The organism is Kothea flammea (assembly GCF_052161645.1).
GTDB lineage: Bacteria > Planctomycetota > Planctomycetia > Pirellulales > Pirellulaceae > Laterigemmans.
Genome location: NZ_CP197414.1, coordinates 3,439,262 through 3,456,708, shown reverse-complemented (window position 1 = coordinate 3,456,708; position 17,447 = coordinate 3,439,262). Strand labels below are relative to the sequence as shown.

The following is a 17,447-nucleotide window of genomic DNA, read 5'->3' as shown; positions in this document are numbered from 1 at the left end:
AAGCCCATCTAAACGCCTGCTAACGCGGAGCGAAAGACGAGACTTATGTTCCGATCGTTTCTAGTGTGGAGGAAAAAAGTTGAGACATCCCCACCTGCGCTGAAGGTTAACTGAATTTTTCTCCTTAAACGATCCCATTGACAGTCTTTCTCAACCTTGATTTGGTAGCCCGCGGTACAATCTGAATATCTCGCTCAATAGCTCAATGCACAATGCCTGAAAACCCATACGAGCCCACAGTTGCCAGCTCCCCTTCGGCCCTGGGACGCTCATTGCGTGCCACGCATTTCTACTTCTCCATTGCCGGCAGCCTGCTGATACTTCTTTTGGGAACAGGCGTTGCGGCGTTGGGCATGCTCCCCTCGGATGCGGCCGATTCTTTCTTGCTTTTTGGTCTGCACTTGCTCGCGAGTGGATTGCTCGGTGTAATCTGCTCGTGGTTTGAGCTGAGTGGCCCACTCCGATATTTTTTCTGTTGGACATCGATGCTTGCAAACGCGACACTCGTGGCCCAGATCACAATGTTAGTGCTGGCCGGGACATTCCGCGCTCCACTAATCGTTGCAGCGCCGTTGCTGATCGGCATTCCAGCGATGCTCAACACCCACGCGGCTACCTATGTAGTGAAGTCAAAGGAGAGAAAGCTCACTTCTCAGTATCCGGGAACTCCAGATCTCGACGAGTAATGATACGATAACCCGCATGGATCTATGCTATGAAAAACCACTTTCCCACCACAGTCATTTTTATCACCGCTGCTTCTTGGGCCGGGTTTGCCGTGTGGCTGGGCGCAAACCCCGGTGCTTTGTTGCCAGCGTTCGGGGTGGAAGTTTCGACACCGCAGATGTTGACCGAAGTCCGCGCCTTTTACGGAGGTGTGGAAATGGCAATCGCCGTGGCGATGATTGTGCTGTGGTGGCGAGGCGATTTGTTCGCAGCGTTGTTGGTGGGTGGGCTGCCTTTGCTGGGATCGGCTAGCGGCCGTTTGATCGGCTTGCTAATCGATGGGTTCGCGCCAATGCACTTCGGGTTTGCGGGACTGGAGATAATGGGCGCTGGATTTTGTGCAGCTGGATGCGTGGTGGTTTCCCGGGATATTGGATTAACGGCGAATCAACTTGACTGAGTTCTGCCAAATGCTGAGCGAATCTTGTCAAAAATTGAATGAATTCAAGCAAGCTTACATCCCCCCCCGAGCACTCACTTTTGACACCGCGGAGTTGAGCGGAGCTGCAATGTCGAAGTTCGCGGTTGTCACTATCCCACAAAACCAGCTAAACTCTCCCGCCATTTCTGCTCGGGTTATCCATCGGGGTGATGTTTTGATTCGCGACTTGTTGGGGACGACCCGGACAGCTTTTGGCGGCCCGTTGATTGATTGGACACAAACGGCGACAATCCCTCCTCGAACCACCGAGGACTATCCGGCGGCATCAGTGGTAGCAACTTCGTAGCTGCCAGCGTTGTCTACGAAGCGATCCACTGAAGGTTTGCGGGACTGGAGCGCGTCAGTGCTGCATTCTGTTTGTTTGTCCCTTCGCATTTAGCATGAAGTGATGTTTCAACTACGCTGCACCGTCCGAAAATGCCAACACCTGCTGGAGCTGCGCGAGCGAGAGCTGACGTGCGCCGCTGGGCATCATTTTGACCAAGCCAAACAGGGATACTGGAATCTCCTCCAGCCTCAAGACAAGAAATCCAAGAATCCTGGTGATTCAGAGGCCGCTGTTTTGGCAAGGCATCGTTGGCTTCAACGCGGCCACGCAAATTCACTGATAGAAAATTTGCGACCTTGGATCGCTCTGAACGGCACGGGGACAAACCAAAGAACGCTCGATTTGGGATGTGGTGAGGGGTCGTTCGGCCCAGCATTTTTCAGTAGCGAACCTGATTCTTATTGCGGTATTGACCTTTCGAAGCGAGCCATCAAGTTGGCAGTTCGCGGATGGCCCGCGGCGACTTGGGTATTGGCGAACGCCGACCGCGTTTTGCCGGCGGCCGATCAGAGTATTCACAGGGTGCTATCGCTTTTTGGTAGAAGACCCGCTTCAGAGATTTATCGCGTCCTTGTGCCTGGTGGGATCTGTGTGGTTGCCGTGCCGGGGGAAGATGATTTGATCGAACTGCGCGAGCAAACTCAGCAAGCTGGACATCGCCGCAGCCGCTGGGAGCTGGTAGCCGATGAGATGCGTGCCGCTGGTCTTAAAGTCGTTGACCGAAAGAACTGGCACAACAATGTTCGATTAGAGCCGGACGCAATTGCAGACGCATTGGCAATGACGTACCGCGCGGTGCGTCATTCCCAGCAGTCACGTTTAGAAACAATACAGACCATGAACGTCACTCTGGCGGCAGATTTGCTCCTGCTTACGCGCGGCTAGCAGGGGTTGCGGAGTACGCTCCCGTCGTTGATAGGCCTCCATGGAATCTTTAGCTTACTTATTGCAGAAAATCAGTTTCGCACCTTTAATTGATATTCCATTAGCGGGCTTGCTCCTGGCTGGACTTATTTGGAGTTTTAATCTCTGGGTGGGTAGCTGTGACATAGATACCACCGTTGACATCTCGGCAAGCCCGGAATCACCACTTCTCCTTTGCGCCCTTCAGGTGACGCAGATATCGATGGCGTAAAATACTCCGCAATATCGTTTGATGGTAAGTTTATCGATGCCGGAACTAAGGTAGTTGTCCGCACCTGCCGCAACGGGACCCCATGTGTAAGTCCTCGTTCAGCATGTGCGACAGCTTGTGAATCACCGTCCTCGCCCGAATACTAATGATCGTCGGCCCACCAAGATGATCGTCATTGTATGAACCGCCCTACCGAATGCGACCTAGTCAGCGCTGGAGTCTTAGTCGAACGAGTAGATCATTCAAGGCTGGTTTTGCCGAGGGCAGTTCCGGGAGGTCCGATTGCTCGTGAGCCGACTCCAGTTCTTTGGTTAATCGTTCGTACTCTCGGGAATGAAATTCAAGGTCAGCGATCCCCAGCTTCCCCGTTTCGGGACCGTTTAGCTTTTGCGCGATGAGGTCGTCGAGGTAATTAAGCTGGGCAGTTTGATTCAGCGTGACCAAATTCGCTTCCACCTCCCCTGTTCGCATCAAGTGGATACCGGTGAGCAGAACTCGATAGACATATAACAACGGTTTCACACGCGGCGGCGATTCGTTCCGAAACAGCCTCCACTGCGTGGCCGCGAAGCCAAGATAGTGGTGGGCGTGATGACGGGTAATGCAGTTGGCGGCGGCTGACTTCAGCTCTTCATGCTCGGGCGTGGTGAAAACAACGAGAGGTGAAAAGATCTGCTCCAGCACATAGCCGTTACGACGCAGCATCAAGGCGAAGAATTTTGCCGCGTCGTGGGTGACGAGGTCAATCTCCAAACCATCATAGAGACCTTCTTTTTCAACGGTCCGTTGCGACCCCTTCCCATCAAGATAATCCAGCCCAATGACAGTCTCGAGCGGCAGCAAATGCACACCACGAAGGTCAAAATCCGAATCGGGTGACGGGAAACCATACAAGTGGGCTCCACTGATTGTGGCGAACACGAGGGGAAACGGATGCGTCCGCACGTGTTGCATCATTTTGTCATGTGGAATGAGCATCTTATTTGTTTTCGCCCGTAACTGAAAAGAACAAAGAGAGATAAAGTTCAAGGTAACTCTGCGCTCATCGCGCGACGGCGAGCGTCAACCAAAAAGGTGTTCACACGCTCGTAATCAGGGCGGTCAGGCAGGGTGGTCGTTTGATAAGCTGACTCAAATTCTCGCTGCAGGATTTTTCGCCAGGCATCCGCGTCGGCGAACGACATTTCACCGCACTTAATCATTAGCAGTTGATCCCGATGCTCGCCGACATCGACGATCATTGTACGCGTGGCCAAGACATGTGTCCCCGACAGCAGCAACCGAATTAGATGCATTACATGTTTCCATTTCACGCGGCCTTGGTTGCGAATGTCGGTTTGCATTTTTTTAAATTGCGACGCCACGTATCCTGAAAACGTTTGGAAAATCAGTTTCGACAGAAAAACCTCACGCATGCCCAACAATTCTTCGCCGAGCGGCGTGACATCTTCGACGATGGGAGAGTAGAGGCACTCGAGCACGTTGGGGTTCGCTTTCAGTGCCAGCACGATAAACTTGCGCAGTTCCCAATAGACTTCCTGGGTTTCGTCATTTTCAAGCTGCTCTGGCACGCCGTAAAGTGACCAATGCAATTCGGCTGGCGGAAGATAGATGCCGCGCCGATCGGTGTCAGACGCTTCATCATCAAGCCCGTAGGCGCGGGAACCAATCACGCAGCGATAGATGACGCGTTCGTACAGCCCAGCACTCATTAGCGGCGCATCTCGGTCGCGAATTTGCCCCGCCTTGAACTCAGCGAGTTGAACGAGTCCGGCGTGATGGACAGGTGCTTCTAAACCGTCGCTAAACTTGACTCGGTAGGCGTGGCTGCGGTCGACTGGAGAACGCACGATCACGCCGACAGCGCCGGCTGGATGAGCAATCCTGTCGTTCGCCGCTCGGACATCTTTTTGCACCACTACCTGAGTTCCGACGGAATAAATCAATGCTGGTTGATCGCTTTGGTTCATTTATTTCACTACTCCCGGTGGAAAGCAACGCTCGAATTCTAAACTATGACTTCGCACCGAGCAGCACGGAATCATGATGCACAGTTGGCCTTTAAAGCTTATTTGATGAATCGAACAGCAATCATCGGATGCATTTTGGGAACGGCCGCCGGCGATGCGCTGGGGCTGCCATATGAAGGTTTGTCGCCTGCACGTGGAGTTCCTTTACTCGGGCCGCCATATCGCTACCATTTCCTTTTCGGCCGAGGAATGATTTCTAGTGACACTGAGCACACCCCCAGCGGGGATCAAATGACACACCGCTGGCGGAGCACGCTCCGGGGGCAATCGGGAATTGACACTTGCGACCGCAGCCTCGCGATATTCTACTGAGTGACACGAATCGAACTGCGACCGCGTGGCGACCATCCCGTAAGGCTGGCGGTAGCTACGATGCTGCGATTGGCGAGTAAATTCGCCGTTTCGGCAGTTATTCGAAAGTCACGTTGGCCAGCGGCGTGGCTGGATACGGTGGAGTCTTTTGTAAATCAGGGAATAACCGTGTCCGATCCACTGCCGGTAAATATTCTGCCACAACCCGACGACTGGACCTGTGGGCCGACTTGCCTACACGCCGTCTATCGTTTTTTTGGTGAAGAAATTGGGTTACCCACCCTGATCGCGCGTGTCCCGAAACTGGATGATGGCGGGACACTCGCTGTCATGCTGGGCTGTGACGCATTGAGGCATGGCTACATTGCTCGCATCTATACCTTTAACTTGACCGTTTTCGACCCCACTTGGTTCCGCGATCCTGCCGTCGATCTCAAAGAGAAGTTAGCCCGGCAGGCGGCAGCCAAAGAGGATGCTAAACTGCGTTTGGCAACGGTCGGCTATCTCGACTTTCTTCGGCTTGGTGGCGACATCCGGATGCGAGACCTAAGCCCATCGTTGATCCGCAAGTATTTAGCTCGCAACCAGCCCCTGCTTTGCGGGCTAAGTTCGACCTATCTTTACGGTGAACCGCGCGAGATAAACTCGACTCAGCAACCAAATGACGTCTGTGGTGTTCCTCAAGGTCACTTCGTGGTCCTCCATGGGTATAACAACGATACGAGGAGAGTCTTGGTATCGGACCCGTACCATAAGAATCCCTTGAGCGACCACCAGGAATATGAAGTCCCGCTGGCTAGAGCTGTGACCGCTATCCTACTTGGGGTTTTGACTTATGACGCGAATTTTTTGGTGATTCGCCCCGCCAAGTAAAAGCCGTGCACATTTCCACCATTACTCTTTGTCAACTTAACAAAACAATTCAGGATCGCCCCAGTGCCAGCGTTCGTCGTTGCAAATTCACCGAAGGATTGGCAATTTCAAATCCCTCATGTCGAGGTTGTGGATGCTAAAAGTTATATTACCAAACCGGAATACAGCGAATTACGCAACGTTCGCCTCTTTAACCTTTGCCGTTCCTACCGCTATCAATCAACAGGATACTATGTCTCGCTGCTGGCCGAGGCGCGTGGTCATCGACCAATCCCGGCAATCACGACCATTCAAGACCTAAAAAGTCAGTCCGTTGTTCGCATCATAACTTCGGATCTGGATCAAATTATCCAATCCAGCTTAAAACGAATCGTGTCGGACAGCTTTGAGTTGAGCATCTATTTCGGTCGCAACCTCTCAGACAGCCATCACAGACTGGCGAATAAACTATACAATCAGTTTCCGGCTCCACTCCTGCGTGCTCAGTTTATACGAACAGGTAACGAATGGACATGCAAATCCGTCAATGCGATCTCGGCTAGTGAGGTCCCGGAACGGCATTGGCCGTTTGTCATCGAGGCAGCCAGCAAATACTTTGCCGGTCATGCACCGAAAAGTAGTCGTAAAGTTTCGTTTCGCTTCGATTTGGCGATCCTCGCCAATGAGGAAGAGAGCGAGCCGCCGTCTGACCAAGCGGCACTCGATCAGTTCGTTAAAGCTGGTCATCAACTTGGCATGCGTACGCAAATCATTTCGCGTGATGACTATGGGCGACTCGCCGAATTTGATGCGCTGTTCATACGTGAAACGACCGCTGTCAACCACCATACTTTTCGTTTTGCGCAACGGGCAGCCAGTGAGGGGCTCGTTGTCATGGATGATCCGCTCTCGATCGTGCGCTGTAGCAACAAAGTCTATCTGGCCGAATTGATGGCGAGGCATAAACTGCTGACGCCGAAATCACTGGTCCTGCATCGTGATAATTGGCAGGATGCTCATCGAATACTGGGAATCCCCCTGGTGCTCAAGAAGCCTGACAGCGCATTTTCCAAGGGCGTCATCAAAGTTGCCAATGACGGTGAGTTGGAGATGGCGATGAAGGAGATGTTAGCGGATTCCGACTTGGTTGTCGCTCAAGAGTTTTTGCCCACCGAATTTGATTGGAGGATTGGCGTCATAGATCGACAACCGATTTTCGCTTGCAAATACTTCATGGCGCCGCAGCACTGGCAAATTATCAAGCAAGAATGCCACGACGATGATCGATACGGTAACTTTGAGACCCTACCGCTAGATCAAGTTCCGGCTGGTGCAATGAAAGCCGCTTTGAAAGTTTGCCATTTGATCGGGGATGGCCTTTACGGAGTCGATTTAAAGGAGTCTCAAGGGAAATACTACATTATCGAGGTCAACGATAACCCGAACATTGACAAGGGAGTTGAGGACCAGTTGCTCAAGGAACAACTCTACTTGCGGATCATGCAAGTCTTTCTCGATCGGATCGTAGCCAAGAAGGGGCAGCACTGAGCCCATGGTTAGCCCGCCCTATCATTTGTTCGATGCGTTTGGGGTTGAAATCGAGTATATGCTCGTCGATATCGACTCTTTAAACGTGGCACCGATATCGGATGAGCTGATGAGAGCCGTGGCCGGTGAGTTTGTCGACCATCTCGAATTCGGCGCGATCAGCTGGAGCAACGAGCTAGTTCTCCATGTTTTAGAGCTAAAAGTCAGCGAGCCGCTCAGCGATCTGCGGGAGGCTCGCGACGTGTTTCAGAAAAGTGTCGAGCAGGCCAACCATTTGGCAAAGCAGTTCCATGCGAGACTCATGCCCACCGCGATGCATCCCTGGATGGATCCCGTTTCGGAAAAAAGGCTGTGGCCTCACGATTGCAGCGCGATTTACAATGCATTCGACAAGCTATTTGATTGTTCCGGCCACGGCTGGTCCAACTTGCAAAGCACGCACTGGAATCTGCCTTTCTCTGGCGAACAAGAGTTTGCAAAGTTGCATTCAGCGATTCGATTGCTGTTGCCATTAATGCCCGCGCTCACGGCCAGTTCCCCGATTTATAATTCGCAATGGCACGGTTGGTGTGATAGTCGACTTGATGTCTATCGCGGCAACTCTGCCAGGGTCCCAGCGGTTGCGGGGCTTGTCGTACCGGAAGCCGTATTCAGCGAAGCGGAGTACGATCAGCAAATTTATCAACCAATGTTTCGTCAGATTGCCCCATTGGACCCGGCAGGCATCCTGCAGCATACCTGGTTGAATTCGCGGGGCGCGATCGCACGTTTCGATCGGGGGGCGATTGAGATTCGCATCTTGGATAACCAAGAATGCCCGTTCGCCGACATCGCGTTAGGGCATATGATCGTAAATACGCTGAAGCTGCTTGTCGCTGGGGAACTATGCTCACTGGCAGAACAAGTAAAGCCCACGACGGAAATGCTAGCGGATGTTTTTCTCGAGGTGAGTCGCTTGGGACTGCGAGCGACCGTCCCTATTCAACTGGGAAAAATATTCGGCATCGATCGAGAGCTTGCGGCCGATGATTTTTGGTATGAGATAGCAAGCAAGTTGGCGGGATGCGATCTTTCTCTTCCGCCCGAGGAGCGACAGCACATTGAGTATATTCTGTGTCATGGCAATCTCTCAGACCGAATCATGCACCGGCTTGGAGGCAATTACTCTCGCGATTCACTGAAAGGTGTCTATAGCGAGCTTTGTGAGTGCCTGCGGGAGGGTGATATTTTTCGCGTTTGAGTTGCCGAGTCAAGTTAATTTGCTCTAGGAGAGAAAGTGAACAGACCATAGGAATGCTCGTTCTCGCGGCTTCAAAGCGAAACGTAGCCCACTTGGGCGCGGTCGGTTAGCAAATTGTTCCACAGTTGGTTTTCCTGTGCAAACTGGGATACACTGTGACTGTCTTTCAGCCCATCCATCCTTTTCAAAGTGAACATCTCGAATGAGATTACTCGCCATCGTTATCGTGACCTGTTTGCTGATCACTGACCTTCCGGCACAGAACTCGCCCGCCAACGGTGACCAACCACCCCAGCGGCGGCGGGGCGGTGCATTTGGTAGGCCAATCGAACTCGGGCCGGAAGACACTCAGAAGTACCCGGATCCATCCGCGAGCATTACGGAAAAGCGACCGGGAATCGAGCGAGGAAAACTCGAGATGATCGAGTACGAATCGAAGTCCGTAGGCACAACTCGCAAGATGAATGTTTACACCCCACCAGGTTATTCGACCGAACAATCCTATCCGGTGTTGTATTTGCTGCACGGGATCGGTGGTGACGAAACCGAGTGGCAACGGTTTGCGACGCCCGCTGTGCTATTTGACAACCTCATTGCCGATCAGAAGATGGTACCCATGATTGTCGTAATGCCAAACGGGCGTGCCCAGAAGAACGACCGGGCCGAAGGTAACGTGTTTGCTGCGGCGCCAGCCTTCGCGGCGTTCGAAAGCGATCTATTGGAAGATGTGATCCCGACAATTGAATCCCGTTATGCGGTCCACGCGGAACGCGATCATCGGGCGGTTGCCGGCCTATCCATGGGTGGCGGCCAGTCGCTCAACTTTGGCCTCAGCCATCTCGACACGTTCGCCTGGATTGGTGGGTTTTCCTCGGCTCCCAATACGAAGGCACCCGAGGAGTTGGTGCCCGACATCAACCAAGCCAAAGCGCAATTAAAGTTACTTTGGCTTTCTTGTGGGAACAAAGATGGGCTGATCAATGTTAGTCAGCGGCTACAAAGGTATCTCCAAAAGAACGACATTCCCCATGTCTGGAACGTCGATACATACGGCCACGATGCGACCCATTGGCGAAACAATCTATACCATTTTGCTCAATTACTATTTAGGAATTGAGCCAGTGATTGCGGGCGTGACGTTTCTCGATCGAGATCGGAAAGTTGGAGGGGCTTGGCGCAAAGTGGCCTAGAAACTGTTAACCCAGCTACGCTAACGGGGCGTTTTCCGGCCGTTGGTCCGCCTTGTGATCTGCTAGCTCGTCGTGCGGTGGGTAAACTTGTCGCGTGCAACAAGTGCATTGCGACGTTATGATGGTATTCGTTCGGTACGCTCACGTTGAACCCAACGGCGATTCGCTCGTGTTCGCCTTAAGTTCCCGTGTGGGTAACCATAGCGAACATGATGTTAACACGAACGACCCTGCGATTGAGAATGTGATCCATGCGATTCGCGTTGATAGTCTTCGTATTGCTGACGGCACCGCTGCTGGGTGCCGAAGTTGAGTTTAATCGCGACGTGCGGCCGATTTTGTCGAATCATTGCTTTACTTGTCACGGGCCCGATTCGGCGACTCGGGAAGCTGGGCTGCGACTGGATTTGCGGGAGGCGGCGATCGGCGAGAGCGACTCCGGAGCTCGGGCAATTGTGCCGGGTGATATTGACGCCAGTGAGTTGCTGAGGCGGGTGACAGCGAATGATCCTGATGTCCGCATGCCACCGGCTGAGGGACCGACCGCTCTGAATGAACAACAGATTGCAACTTTGCGTGCTTGGATCGAGCAGGGTGCTGGTTATCAGTCGCACTGGGCATTTGTCCCTGTTGCCAATCCTGAGGTCCCAGTGGCCAGCGGAAGCGGTTGGGCCAAAAACCCGATCGATCACTTTGTTGAGGCGGCTGGGGCCCGAGTTGGTTTAGCCCCTCAGCCGGAGGCATCTCTCGAGACGTTGATTCGACGTGTAGCATTTGATCTAACGGGGCTCCCGCCAACGATCGCAGAGATCGAATCCTTCTTGGCGGACCAATCGAAGGACGCCTATGAAAACATGGTCGATCACTACTTGGCGTCGCCCGCCTATGGCGAGCATCTGGCGCGTCATTGGTTAGACCTTGCTCGCTATGCCGATAGCAATGGGTATCAATACGATACGGAACGCGAGCAATGGGTATGGCGCGATTGGGTGATCGCCGCGTACAACGAAAACATGCCGTTCGATCAATTCACCAGGGAGCAATTAGCTGGTGATTTGCTCCCGCAGGCCACACCTCAGCAACGTCTGGCAACTGGCTTCAACCGCAATCATGGCATTACGATAGAAGGTGGTATCATTGATGAGGAGTATCGTACTGAATATGTGATGGATCGCTTGAACACAACGGCTAGCGTTTGGTTGGGGCTGACCGTCGGTTGTGCACGCTGCCACGACCATAAATATGATCCAATTTCTCAACGCGAATTCTACCAATTGTACGCGTTCTTTAATCAGGTGCCCGAACGTGGCATGAGCGGCTTTACGCCCAACGAACGCATTGCCTCGCCACTCGGGCATGAACAGTTAGAGAAGCTGAATTTGGAGCTTAAGATGGTACGGTCGGAACTTGAGAAGACCGTCGACATCCAGCCGGCTCTGGAGCGTTGGAGCAACGGACTGGCAACAACCTCTGGGAGTGGCTGGGATGTTATTATTCCCGAGACAATGACGTCGTCTGGTGGTTCCAAGATGGAGAAATTGGAGGATCAATCGATTCTGATTGGCGGAGCGAATCCGCGGCATGACATCTATGAAATCGCAGCGACCACCAACCACGCAGGGATGACAGCTGTCCGCCTTGAAGCATTGCTTCACAATTCGCTTCCAGGAGGCGGACCTGGCCGTCACAGCAACTCAAATTTTGTGCTCACGGAATTTGAGTTAACAGCTGTCTCGCAAGCTGATCACACAAAGACCCAAGCGGTGAGGTTCGTAAAAGCGATCGCCGACTATCAACAAAAGAATTACGAAGTCGCGCGGGCTATCGACGGCGAAGCAAACAGCGGGTGGGCGGTCGATGGTCCAACCCGCAAAGAACCGGCGACAGCCATCTTTGTTGCGGAACAACCGTTCGGGTTCGAGGGCGGAACGGTGCTGCGATTTCGGTTGCGACATGAAGCTGGTTTCGCCACGCATGGGATAGGTCGTCCCCGACTGTCTGTGACCTCTGATCCGGAACAGGATTTGAGTTTTAAGGGTGTACCACGCCTGATTCGCCAGATTGCGATGACCCCAAAAGCGGGGCGATCGGTGAATGAAGCGGAGCAGTTATCAGCCTATTTCCTCAAGCATCACGACCCGCGAGAAGCGCTCAAGCAACGGCTGGTCGCTATTGAGGAGCAACTAGAAACGTTGTTTCCAGCGACGATGATTATGCAGGACCAACCGCAGATTCGTACCACGCATCTGCTCCATCGTGGTCAGTATGATGCCCCCGGTGAAGAGGTTTCCGGTGATGTCCCCGCGGTGTTGCCTCCCATGCCGGCGGGTGCTGGGGCAAATCGACTCGGTTTTGCCCGGTGGTTAACCGCTCCGGAGCATCCGCTAACCGCACGTGTGGCTGTGAATCGCCATTGGCAGCGATTGTTTGGGGTTGGTTTGGTGAAGACCTCCGAGGACTTTGGGGTACAGGGTGAGTTACCGAGCCATCCGCAGTTGCTCGATTGGCTGGCGAGTGAATTCGTCAACAGCGGCTGGAATGTCAAGTATCTTCAACGGTTAATGTTGACATCGGCGACGTATCGGCAGAGTTCGGCCGCCGGCTCGCAAGCGTACGCGGAGGATCCCGAGAATCGCCGGCTGATGCGCGGTCCCCGCATGCGACTCGACGCGGAGGAGATTCGAGATGCTGCGTTGTCGGCCAGCGGCTTACTGGTCGATCGCTTGGGCGGGAAAAGCGTTTACCCCTACCAGCCCGCAGGCATTTGGCTGGAGCTCAATAATCGGCCGGGATATTCCAAGGAATATCCACAAGGAAGCGGCGATGATCTTTATCGCCGCAGCCTGTATACCTTCTGGAAACGCACCGTGCCTTCGCCAATGCTGAAAATTTTGGACGCCCCGGAGCGAGAGTTCTGTACCGTTCGACGCTCGCGTACCAACACTCCCTCGCAGGCGTTGGTGCTGCTCAATAGTCCGCAGTTTGTCGAAGCCGCGCGACAACTTGGAGAGCGAATGATGAAGCATGATTCCGCTCAGTTGAAAGACAAGCTGGAGTTTGGCTTTCGCCTCGTAACCGCTCGTCGTCCGACGGCTGCTGAAGCTGACGAAATCATGGCGGCATTCCAAGCCGAATATCGCAAGTTTGCCGCTTCTCCGGAGGCCTCTTTAAGGATGGTGCAGGTCGGGGAATCTGCTGTTGATGAATCATTAGATCCCGCAAAACTGGCCGCCTTTGCTAGTATTGCCAGCTTGTACCTAAATTTGAATGAGTCGATTACTAAGGGTTGAGAAACTGGCGATGCTCGTGTTGCGACGCGACTCGCTCTACCTGCCCCTACGTTGACCAGTCGATTGATGAAACGCTAAGCAAAGCGAATTATGAACCAGCTCATCGAAGAATCTCAGCTGCTGCAAACTCGCCGGCACTTTTTCGCTCGCGGCAGCACGGGGATCGGCGTCGCGGCATTAGCCTCGTTAATGAATTCCAATGCACAAGCCGAACCCAATTTAGCCGTTCCGGCGGAACTGTCAAAAATTGCTCCCAAAGCAAAACGGGTGATCTATTTGTTACAGTCGGGAGCTCCGTCGCAGATGGATCTGTACGATTACAAGCCGTCGCTGGACAAGTTGGATCGGACTGAATTGCCCGACAGTGTCCGCCAGGGACAGCGGTTAACAGGCATGACAGCCCGACAGAAAAACTTTACGGTGGTCAAATCACCATGGAAGTTTCAACAGCATGGTGAGTCGGGAACGTGGCTCAGTGAACTGCTGCCACATCTGTCGACCGTTGTTGATGATATTTGCGTGATCAAATCGATGCACACCGAGGCGATCAACCATGATCCCGCGATTACCTTTTTTCAGACGGGCCATCAACAGCCTGGCCGGCCCAGCATTGGGGCTTGGCTAAGTTACGGATTAAGCAGCGAAACGCAAGACCTGCCCTCTTTTGTCGTGTTGCTGACTAAGAACACGTTTCATCAAGCTCAGCCATTGTATGATCGGTTATGGGGAAGCGGGTTTCTGCCATCAAAGTATCAGGGGGTGAAATTTCGCAGCCAGGGTGATCCCGTGCTGTATTTGAACGATCCGACGGGACAGTCTTCAGCTGATCGGAGGGCGATGCTGGACCGTCTAGCCAAGCTCAATCGGATGCGCGAGGCGGAAATAGGCGATCCCGAGATTGCTTCGCGAATCGCGCAATACGAAATGGCTTATCGGATGCAAACCTCGGTGCCCGAATTAGCTAATATTTCCGATGAACCAGCCAGCACGTTTGAGCTGTATGGCGAAGAGGCCAAACAACCAGGCACACACGCCGCCAATTGTTTGCTGGCTCGCCGGCTGGCCGAGCGGGGCGTGCGGTTTATTCAGATCTTTCATCGTGGCTGGGACCATCACAGCAACGTGCAGAAATACTTGCCCACCTTGGCCCAAGAAACCGATCAAGGCTCCGCCGCCTTGGTCCGTGACTTGAAGGCTCGAGGAATGCTAGACGAAACGCTAGTGATCTGGGCTGGCGAATTTGGGCGCACCGTTTATTCCCAGGGGAATCCCGATACGTTTGGCCGTGATCATCATCCTCGATGCTTTACCATTTGGATGGCCGGGGGCGGCGTCAAGCCAGGGATCAGCTACGGGCAAACCGACGAGTATTGTTACAACATCGCCGAGAATCCCGTGCATGTTCATGATTTTCATGCCACGCTGCTGCATTGTTTGGGGATTGACCACGAACAGTTGACTTATCGTTTTCAGGGCCGTGACTTTCGGCTGACTGATGTCCATGGCCGCGTGGTTCAAGATATTTTGAGTTAGCGGTCGCCGACATCGAGTAGCTTGTTGCACCAGTCGAGGAAGAGTTGGTGCTGTTCGGCTTGAAAACGATTCGTAGTGTCGGGTGCGATCCACGTTAACGATTCGCTTTCTGCTCGTAGCGGGCTGAGGACATTTGCGACTAATTGCTGATCTGCAAAGCGATCTTGCCGTGGTGTGACCACGAGGCAAGGCTTTCGAGCCACCAGCTGCAGCACTTCATCGTAGTCGATTGGAATCGCCGCAGGTTGATTTTGAAATAGTTCTAGACCCAAACGGGGCAACAACGCGTGGTCGAGCCAAAGCCGGCGGTTGTCATGATGACGGAGAGGAGTCCATCCGCAGAACATTGCCGTTCCCGCCACACGTTCATCCAACGCCCCAGTCACCATTGCTGTCAGCGCGCCGACTGAATAACCAAGTAAGAACACGCGAGCAGGATCCAGCTCAGGAATTTCCGCCTGGGCGGTGCCAGTTCTATCAACGGCAAAGCTGACCGCTGCGCGAGCGTCCCGTACCATTCGTCCCAAGCGTGACCAGTCCGGATAGCGATCGTAGAAGCTGGTGCCTTCGAGCAGTCGCAAGCCAAACCCGCACTGGTCATAGGCGATCACGGCGTATCCCTGTTGAGCCAAGCGATGGTAGATGGTGGTGCCCTGCACACCGTACCCTTCGTTGTAGCCGCTGTGATAGGAGAAGGGGTGCAGCCATACGACGACCGGCGCAGGCGCTGTTAGATCAGCCTTAAAATATAGGTTGCCACGCACAGAGTCGCCAAAACGGATTGGAACACGTTGCACGCCTGCCGGCTGCCAGCGATCGTGAGTCATCAGAGCGGATTCTGGTGGCGTCAGGAAAGGTGGAGTAGCGAGCGGCTGTAGTGATTTTGGCTCGTCCCCCAACAGCCACTTCAGGCGTTCAAGTGCCGGTGCATCACTATTGATGCTAGTCATGTTGGCGGATTGCTGGCCGCGCCACTGGTCCCAGTCGAATGTGTGTAACAATACAATTGGAAAGTGAGCACGGGTGGTCGTGCCCCGCCCAAAAGCAAGATCGATCCAGTCGAGATTTCGCTTGCGATCGGCTGGCGAAATTTTGTCGGGTCCTGACGAACTGTGACCTCCGGGTCGGTAATCGACATGCAGATTTTCTCCAGCATCGTAAAGGTCGTAGACGCTGCGTCCCTCCAGCCACGCCTTTTCGACGGCAAACGTTGGTTCGGAGCCGTCGTTGTGAGCCGTATGAATCAGACAAGGGCGAGGTGCAATCAGGGCGTACCAAGCGTGAGCATCAATCGGCAGTTCATCCTCGCGACCTGCAAATGCTCGCAACGATGGCAAAAACCACTTGCCGGGAAAATCAGCGGGTGTTTCGGCGAAGGTCTCTCGTCCGGTCAATCGGTAAGGAGAGGAACCGGGCGATCCTGGGCTGCGAGCGACGACGCTGGTAATTCGAGAGTCCATGGCAGCGGCGATCATTGCCATTTTTCCGTATCGCGAAAATCCAATGATGGCGACCTGAGATGGTTCGACTCTAACGACGCTCGCGTCGCTCAGCAGGTAATCCAAGCAACGACTAGCCAACCAACCTTTGGTGCTGATTTCGGTCCATGTCGCCTGGGGATACTCACGATGAAAAGTCTGCCAAACAGAGTCATAGCCGGGAAAGTTAGGTTCTCGATGGTGACTATCGACGCCAGGAAACAAGCAGACCGCATAGCCTCTAGCCAAAGCGTCCTCAGCCCATGGCAATTGATAATCACGTGGCGCACAGAGCAGCAACGGGAAAGGCCCAGCACGGGGTGGGGTCCACAGTGCCATCTCTAGGGAAGCCCTGCCGGGAGTCGCCAGGGTGAGTCGAACCCGTCTGCGCCGCGAACCATCCGCCGATGCGGTATCGCTGACGATCTGAGCAACACTGATCGCTGGCGTCGCTTTCGGGAACTCACCGATGAAGTGTGTTAGAAGTAAGCGTCGAATTTCCTCCCGCCGTGCTGGCCATTGGTCCAACGTGCTGACCTGACGGCCATCGAGAAACTCAAGCAGTGGTGGCAAATCTGCATGTGAATACTCGCCCTCTTGCCCATGCCCGCTCGGCGTGATTAAGAGAAACGTAGCCAGCATAAAAACGCAGCGGACACGCATATATTTGCTCAGCATTCAACCCGCACCTTGCTCACCATGATCCATATTGCAGTCGTTATCGCAGTTTTGCATACAGTAAAACACTGCGAGCATTTGGGAAGGCCGACGCCACATGTTTTGGCTAACCGCAACGCTCTCTCAATTACGGCAAAACTGAGAATCAATATATGTGACCGTCAGGCGTTTGTAAAACACGCTACCGTTCGCCATGACGCGATTTGGTTCAATGCGGTCCACCGAAAAACGTCGTCCCTGCGTCACTGCCGTTGGGGTTTTCTTCATCACACTGGGAACAATAGCCAGCGCGGCAGCAGGCACAGCAACAACAAGCGATCGTGGAGGGTATGACAACACGATCACCCGGCTTGATGTTCCGGACTTGACGGCCCACCTCTTCGACGACGCCGACCGCTTCATGTCCCAAAATAGTCCCTGGCTGCATTCCGGGTACCGTACCGCGAACGAAGTGCAAATCGGTGCCGCAGATTGCGCTCGAGGTGATTCTAACAATCGCGTCGAGCGGCTCCTGGAGGGTAGGCTCGGAGACGTTGTCGAGACGAATATCGCCGACGTCATGGAAAACAACAGCCTCCATGATGATCTCCTTTTCAGGTGCGTGAACGGACGCTGCATGCTGCCGCGAAACAAGCTTCAAACCGCGCGGACAGCTTGGTGATTCG

The 17,447-nt window shown here is 53.7% G+C and carries 12 protein-coding genes and 3 pseudogenes; 11 read left to right on the top strand and 4 right to left on the bottom strand.

All coding sequences use genetic code 11. From position 1 onward, the window contains the following. Window positions 1-272: 272 nt before the first annotated feature. The 4 genes and pseudogenes from SH139x_RS13080 to SH139x_RS13065 form a co-directional block, all read left to right on the top strand. The gene (locus SH139x_RS13080; protein WP_488355646.1) at window positions 273-686 is read left to right on the top strand and encodes a hypothetical protein; all 414 of its coding nucleotides are present in this window, start codon (window positions 273-275) and stop codon (window positions 684-686) included. Between the two features lie 29 nt (window positions 687-715). Next, on the top strand, window positions 716-1,126 hold the full coding sequence (locus SH139x_RS13075) for a DUF4345 family protein (protein WP_488355645.1): 411 nt from the start codon (window positions 716-718) through the stop codon (window positions 1,124-1,126). 430 nt (window positions 1,127-1,556) lie between these two features. Beyond that, a complete protein-coding gene (locus SH139x_RS13070; RefSeq protein ID WP_488355644.1) occupies window positions 1,557-2,381 on the top strand; it encodes a putative RNA methyltransferase in 825 nt (274 codons plus the stop codon). A gap of 195 nt (window positions 2,382-2,576) precedes the next feature. After that, a pseudogene (locus tag SH139x_RS13065) lies at window positions 2,577-2,777 on the top strand (NfeD family protein); the annotation flags it as partial. A gap of 61 nt (window positions 2,778-2,838) precedes the next feature. Here the strand turns inward: SH139x_RS13065 and SH139x_RS13060 are convergent. Next, window positions 2,839-3,609 carry a nucleotidyltransferase domain-containing protein gene (locus tag SH139x_RS13060; protein ID WP_488355643.1) on the bottom strand — a complete coding sequence of 257 codons (771 nt, stop codon included), beginning with the start codon at window positions 3,607-3,609 and terminating at the stop codon, window positions 2,839-2,841. Window positions 3,610-3,656: 47 nt separating this feature from the next. Continuing rightward, window positions 3,657-4,601, bottom strand: coding sequence for a nucleotidyltransferase domain-containing protein (locus SH139x_RS13055; protein WP_488355642.1), 945 nt, complete (start codon window positions 4,599-4,601; stop codon window positions 3,657-3,659). A gap of 105 nt (window positions 4,602-4,706) precedes the next feature. Here SH139x_RS13055 and SH139x_RS13050 point away from each other — a divergent pair. From SH139x_RS13050 to SH139x_RS13020, 7 genes and pseudogenes are all read left to right on the top strand, one after another. Further along, window positions 4,707-4,877, top strand: a pseudogene (locus SH139x_RS13050) (ADP-ribosylglycohydrolase family protein); the annotation flags it as partial. 264 nt (window positions 4,878-5,141) lie between these two features. Beyond that, a complete protein-coding gene (locus SH139x_RS13045; RefSeq protein WP_488355641.1) occupies window positions 5,142-5,846 on the top strand; it encodes a C39 family peptidase in 705 nt (234 codons plus the stop codon). Between the two features lie 63 nt (window positions 5,847-5,909). Further along, complete coding sequence (locus SH139x_RS13040) at window positions 5,910-7,373, top strand: RimK family ATP-grasp domain-containing protein (protein ID WP_488355640.1); 1,464 nt, start codon at window positions 5,910-5,912, stop codon at window positions 7,371-7,373. 4 nt (window positions 7,374-7,377) lie between these two features. Beyond that, window positions 7,378-8,613 (top strand): carboxylate-amine ligase, encoded by a 1,236-nt coding sequence (locus tag SH139x_RS13035; RefSeq protein ID WP_488355639.1) that lies wholly within the window; start codon window positions 7,378-7,380, stop codon window positions 8,611-8,613. Window positions 8,614-8,815: 202 nt separating this feature from the next. After that, complete coding sequence (locus SH139x_RS13030) at window positions 8,816-9,730, top strand: alpha/beta hydrolase (RefSeq protein ID WP_488355638.1); 915 nt, start codon at window positions 8,816-8,818, stop codon at window positions 9,728-9,730. A 324-nt stretch (window positions 9,731-10,054) separates the two neighbouring features. Continuing rightward, window positions 10,055-13,093, top strand: coding sequence for a PSD1 and planctomycete cytochrome C domain-containing protein (locus SH139x_RS13025; RefSeq protein ID WP_488355637.1), 3,039 nt, complete (start codon window positions 10,055-10,057; stop codon window positions 13,091-13,093). Window positions 13,094-13,183: 90 nt separating this feature from the next. Beyond that, complete coding sequence (locus SH139x_RS13020; RefSeq protein ID WP_488355636.1) at window positions 13,184-14,626, top strand: DUF1501 domain-containing protein; 1,443 nt, start codon at window positions 13,184-13,186, stop codon at window positions 14,624-14,626. Here the strand turns inward: SH139x_RS13020 and SH139x_RS13015 are convergent. Beyond that, complete coding sequence (locus SH139x_RS13015) at window positions 14,623-16,782, bottom strand: glucuronyl esterase domain-containing protein (RefSeq protein ID WP_488355635.1); 2,160 nt, start codon at window positions 16,780-16,782, stop codon at window positions 14,623-14,625. The two genes, SH139x_RS13020 and SH139x_RS13015, sit on opposite strands and share 4 nt — an antisense overlap. A 214-nt stretch (window positions 16,783-16,996) precedes the next feature. Beyond that, window positions 16,997-17,362, bottom strand: a pseudogene (locus tag SH139x_RS13010) (alcohol dehydrogenase catalytic domain-containing protein); the annotation flags it as partial. Between the last annotated feature and the right edge of the window lie 85 nt (window positions 17,363-17,447).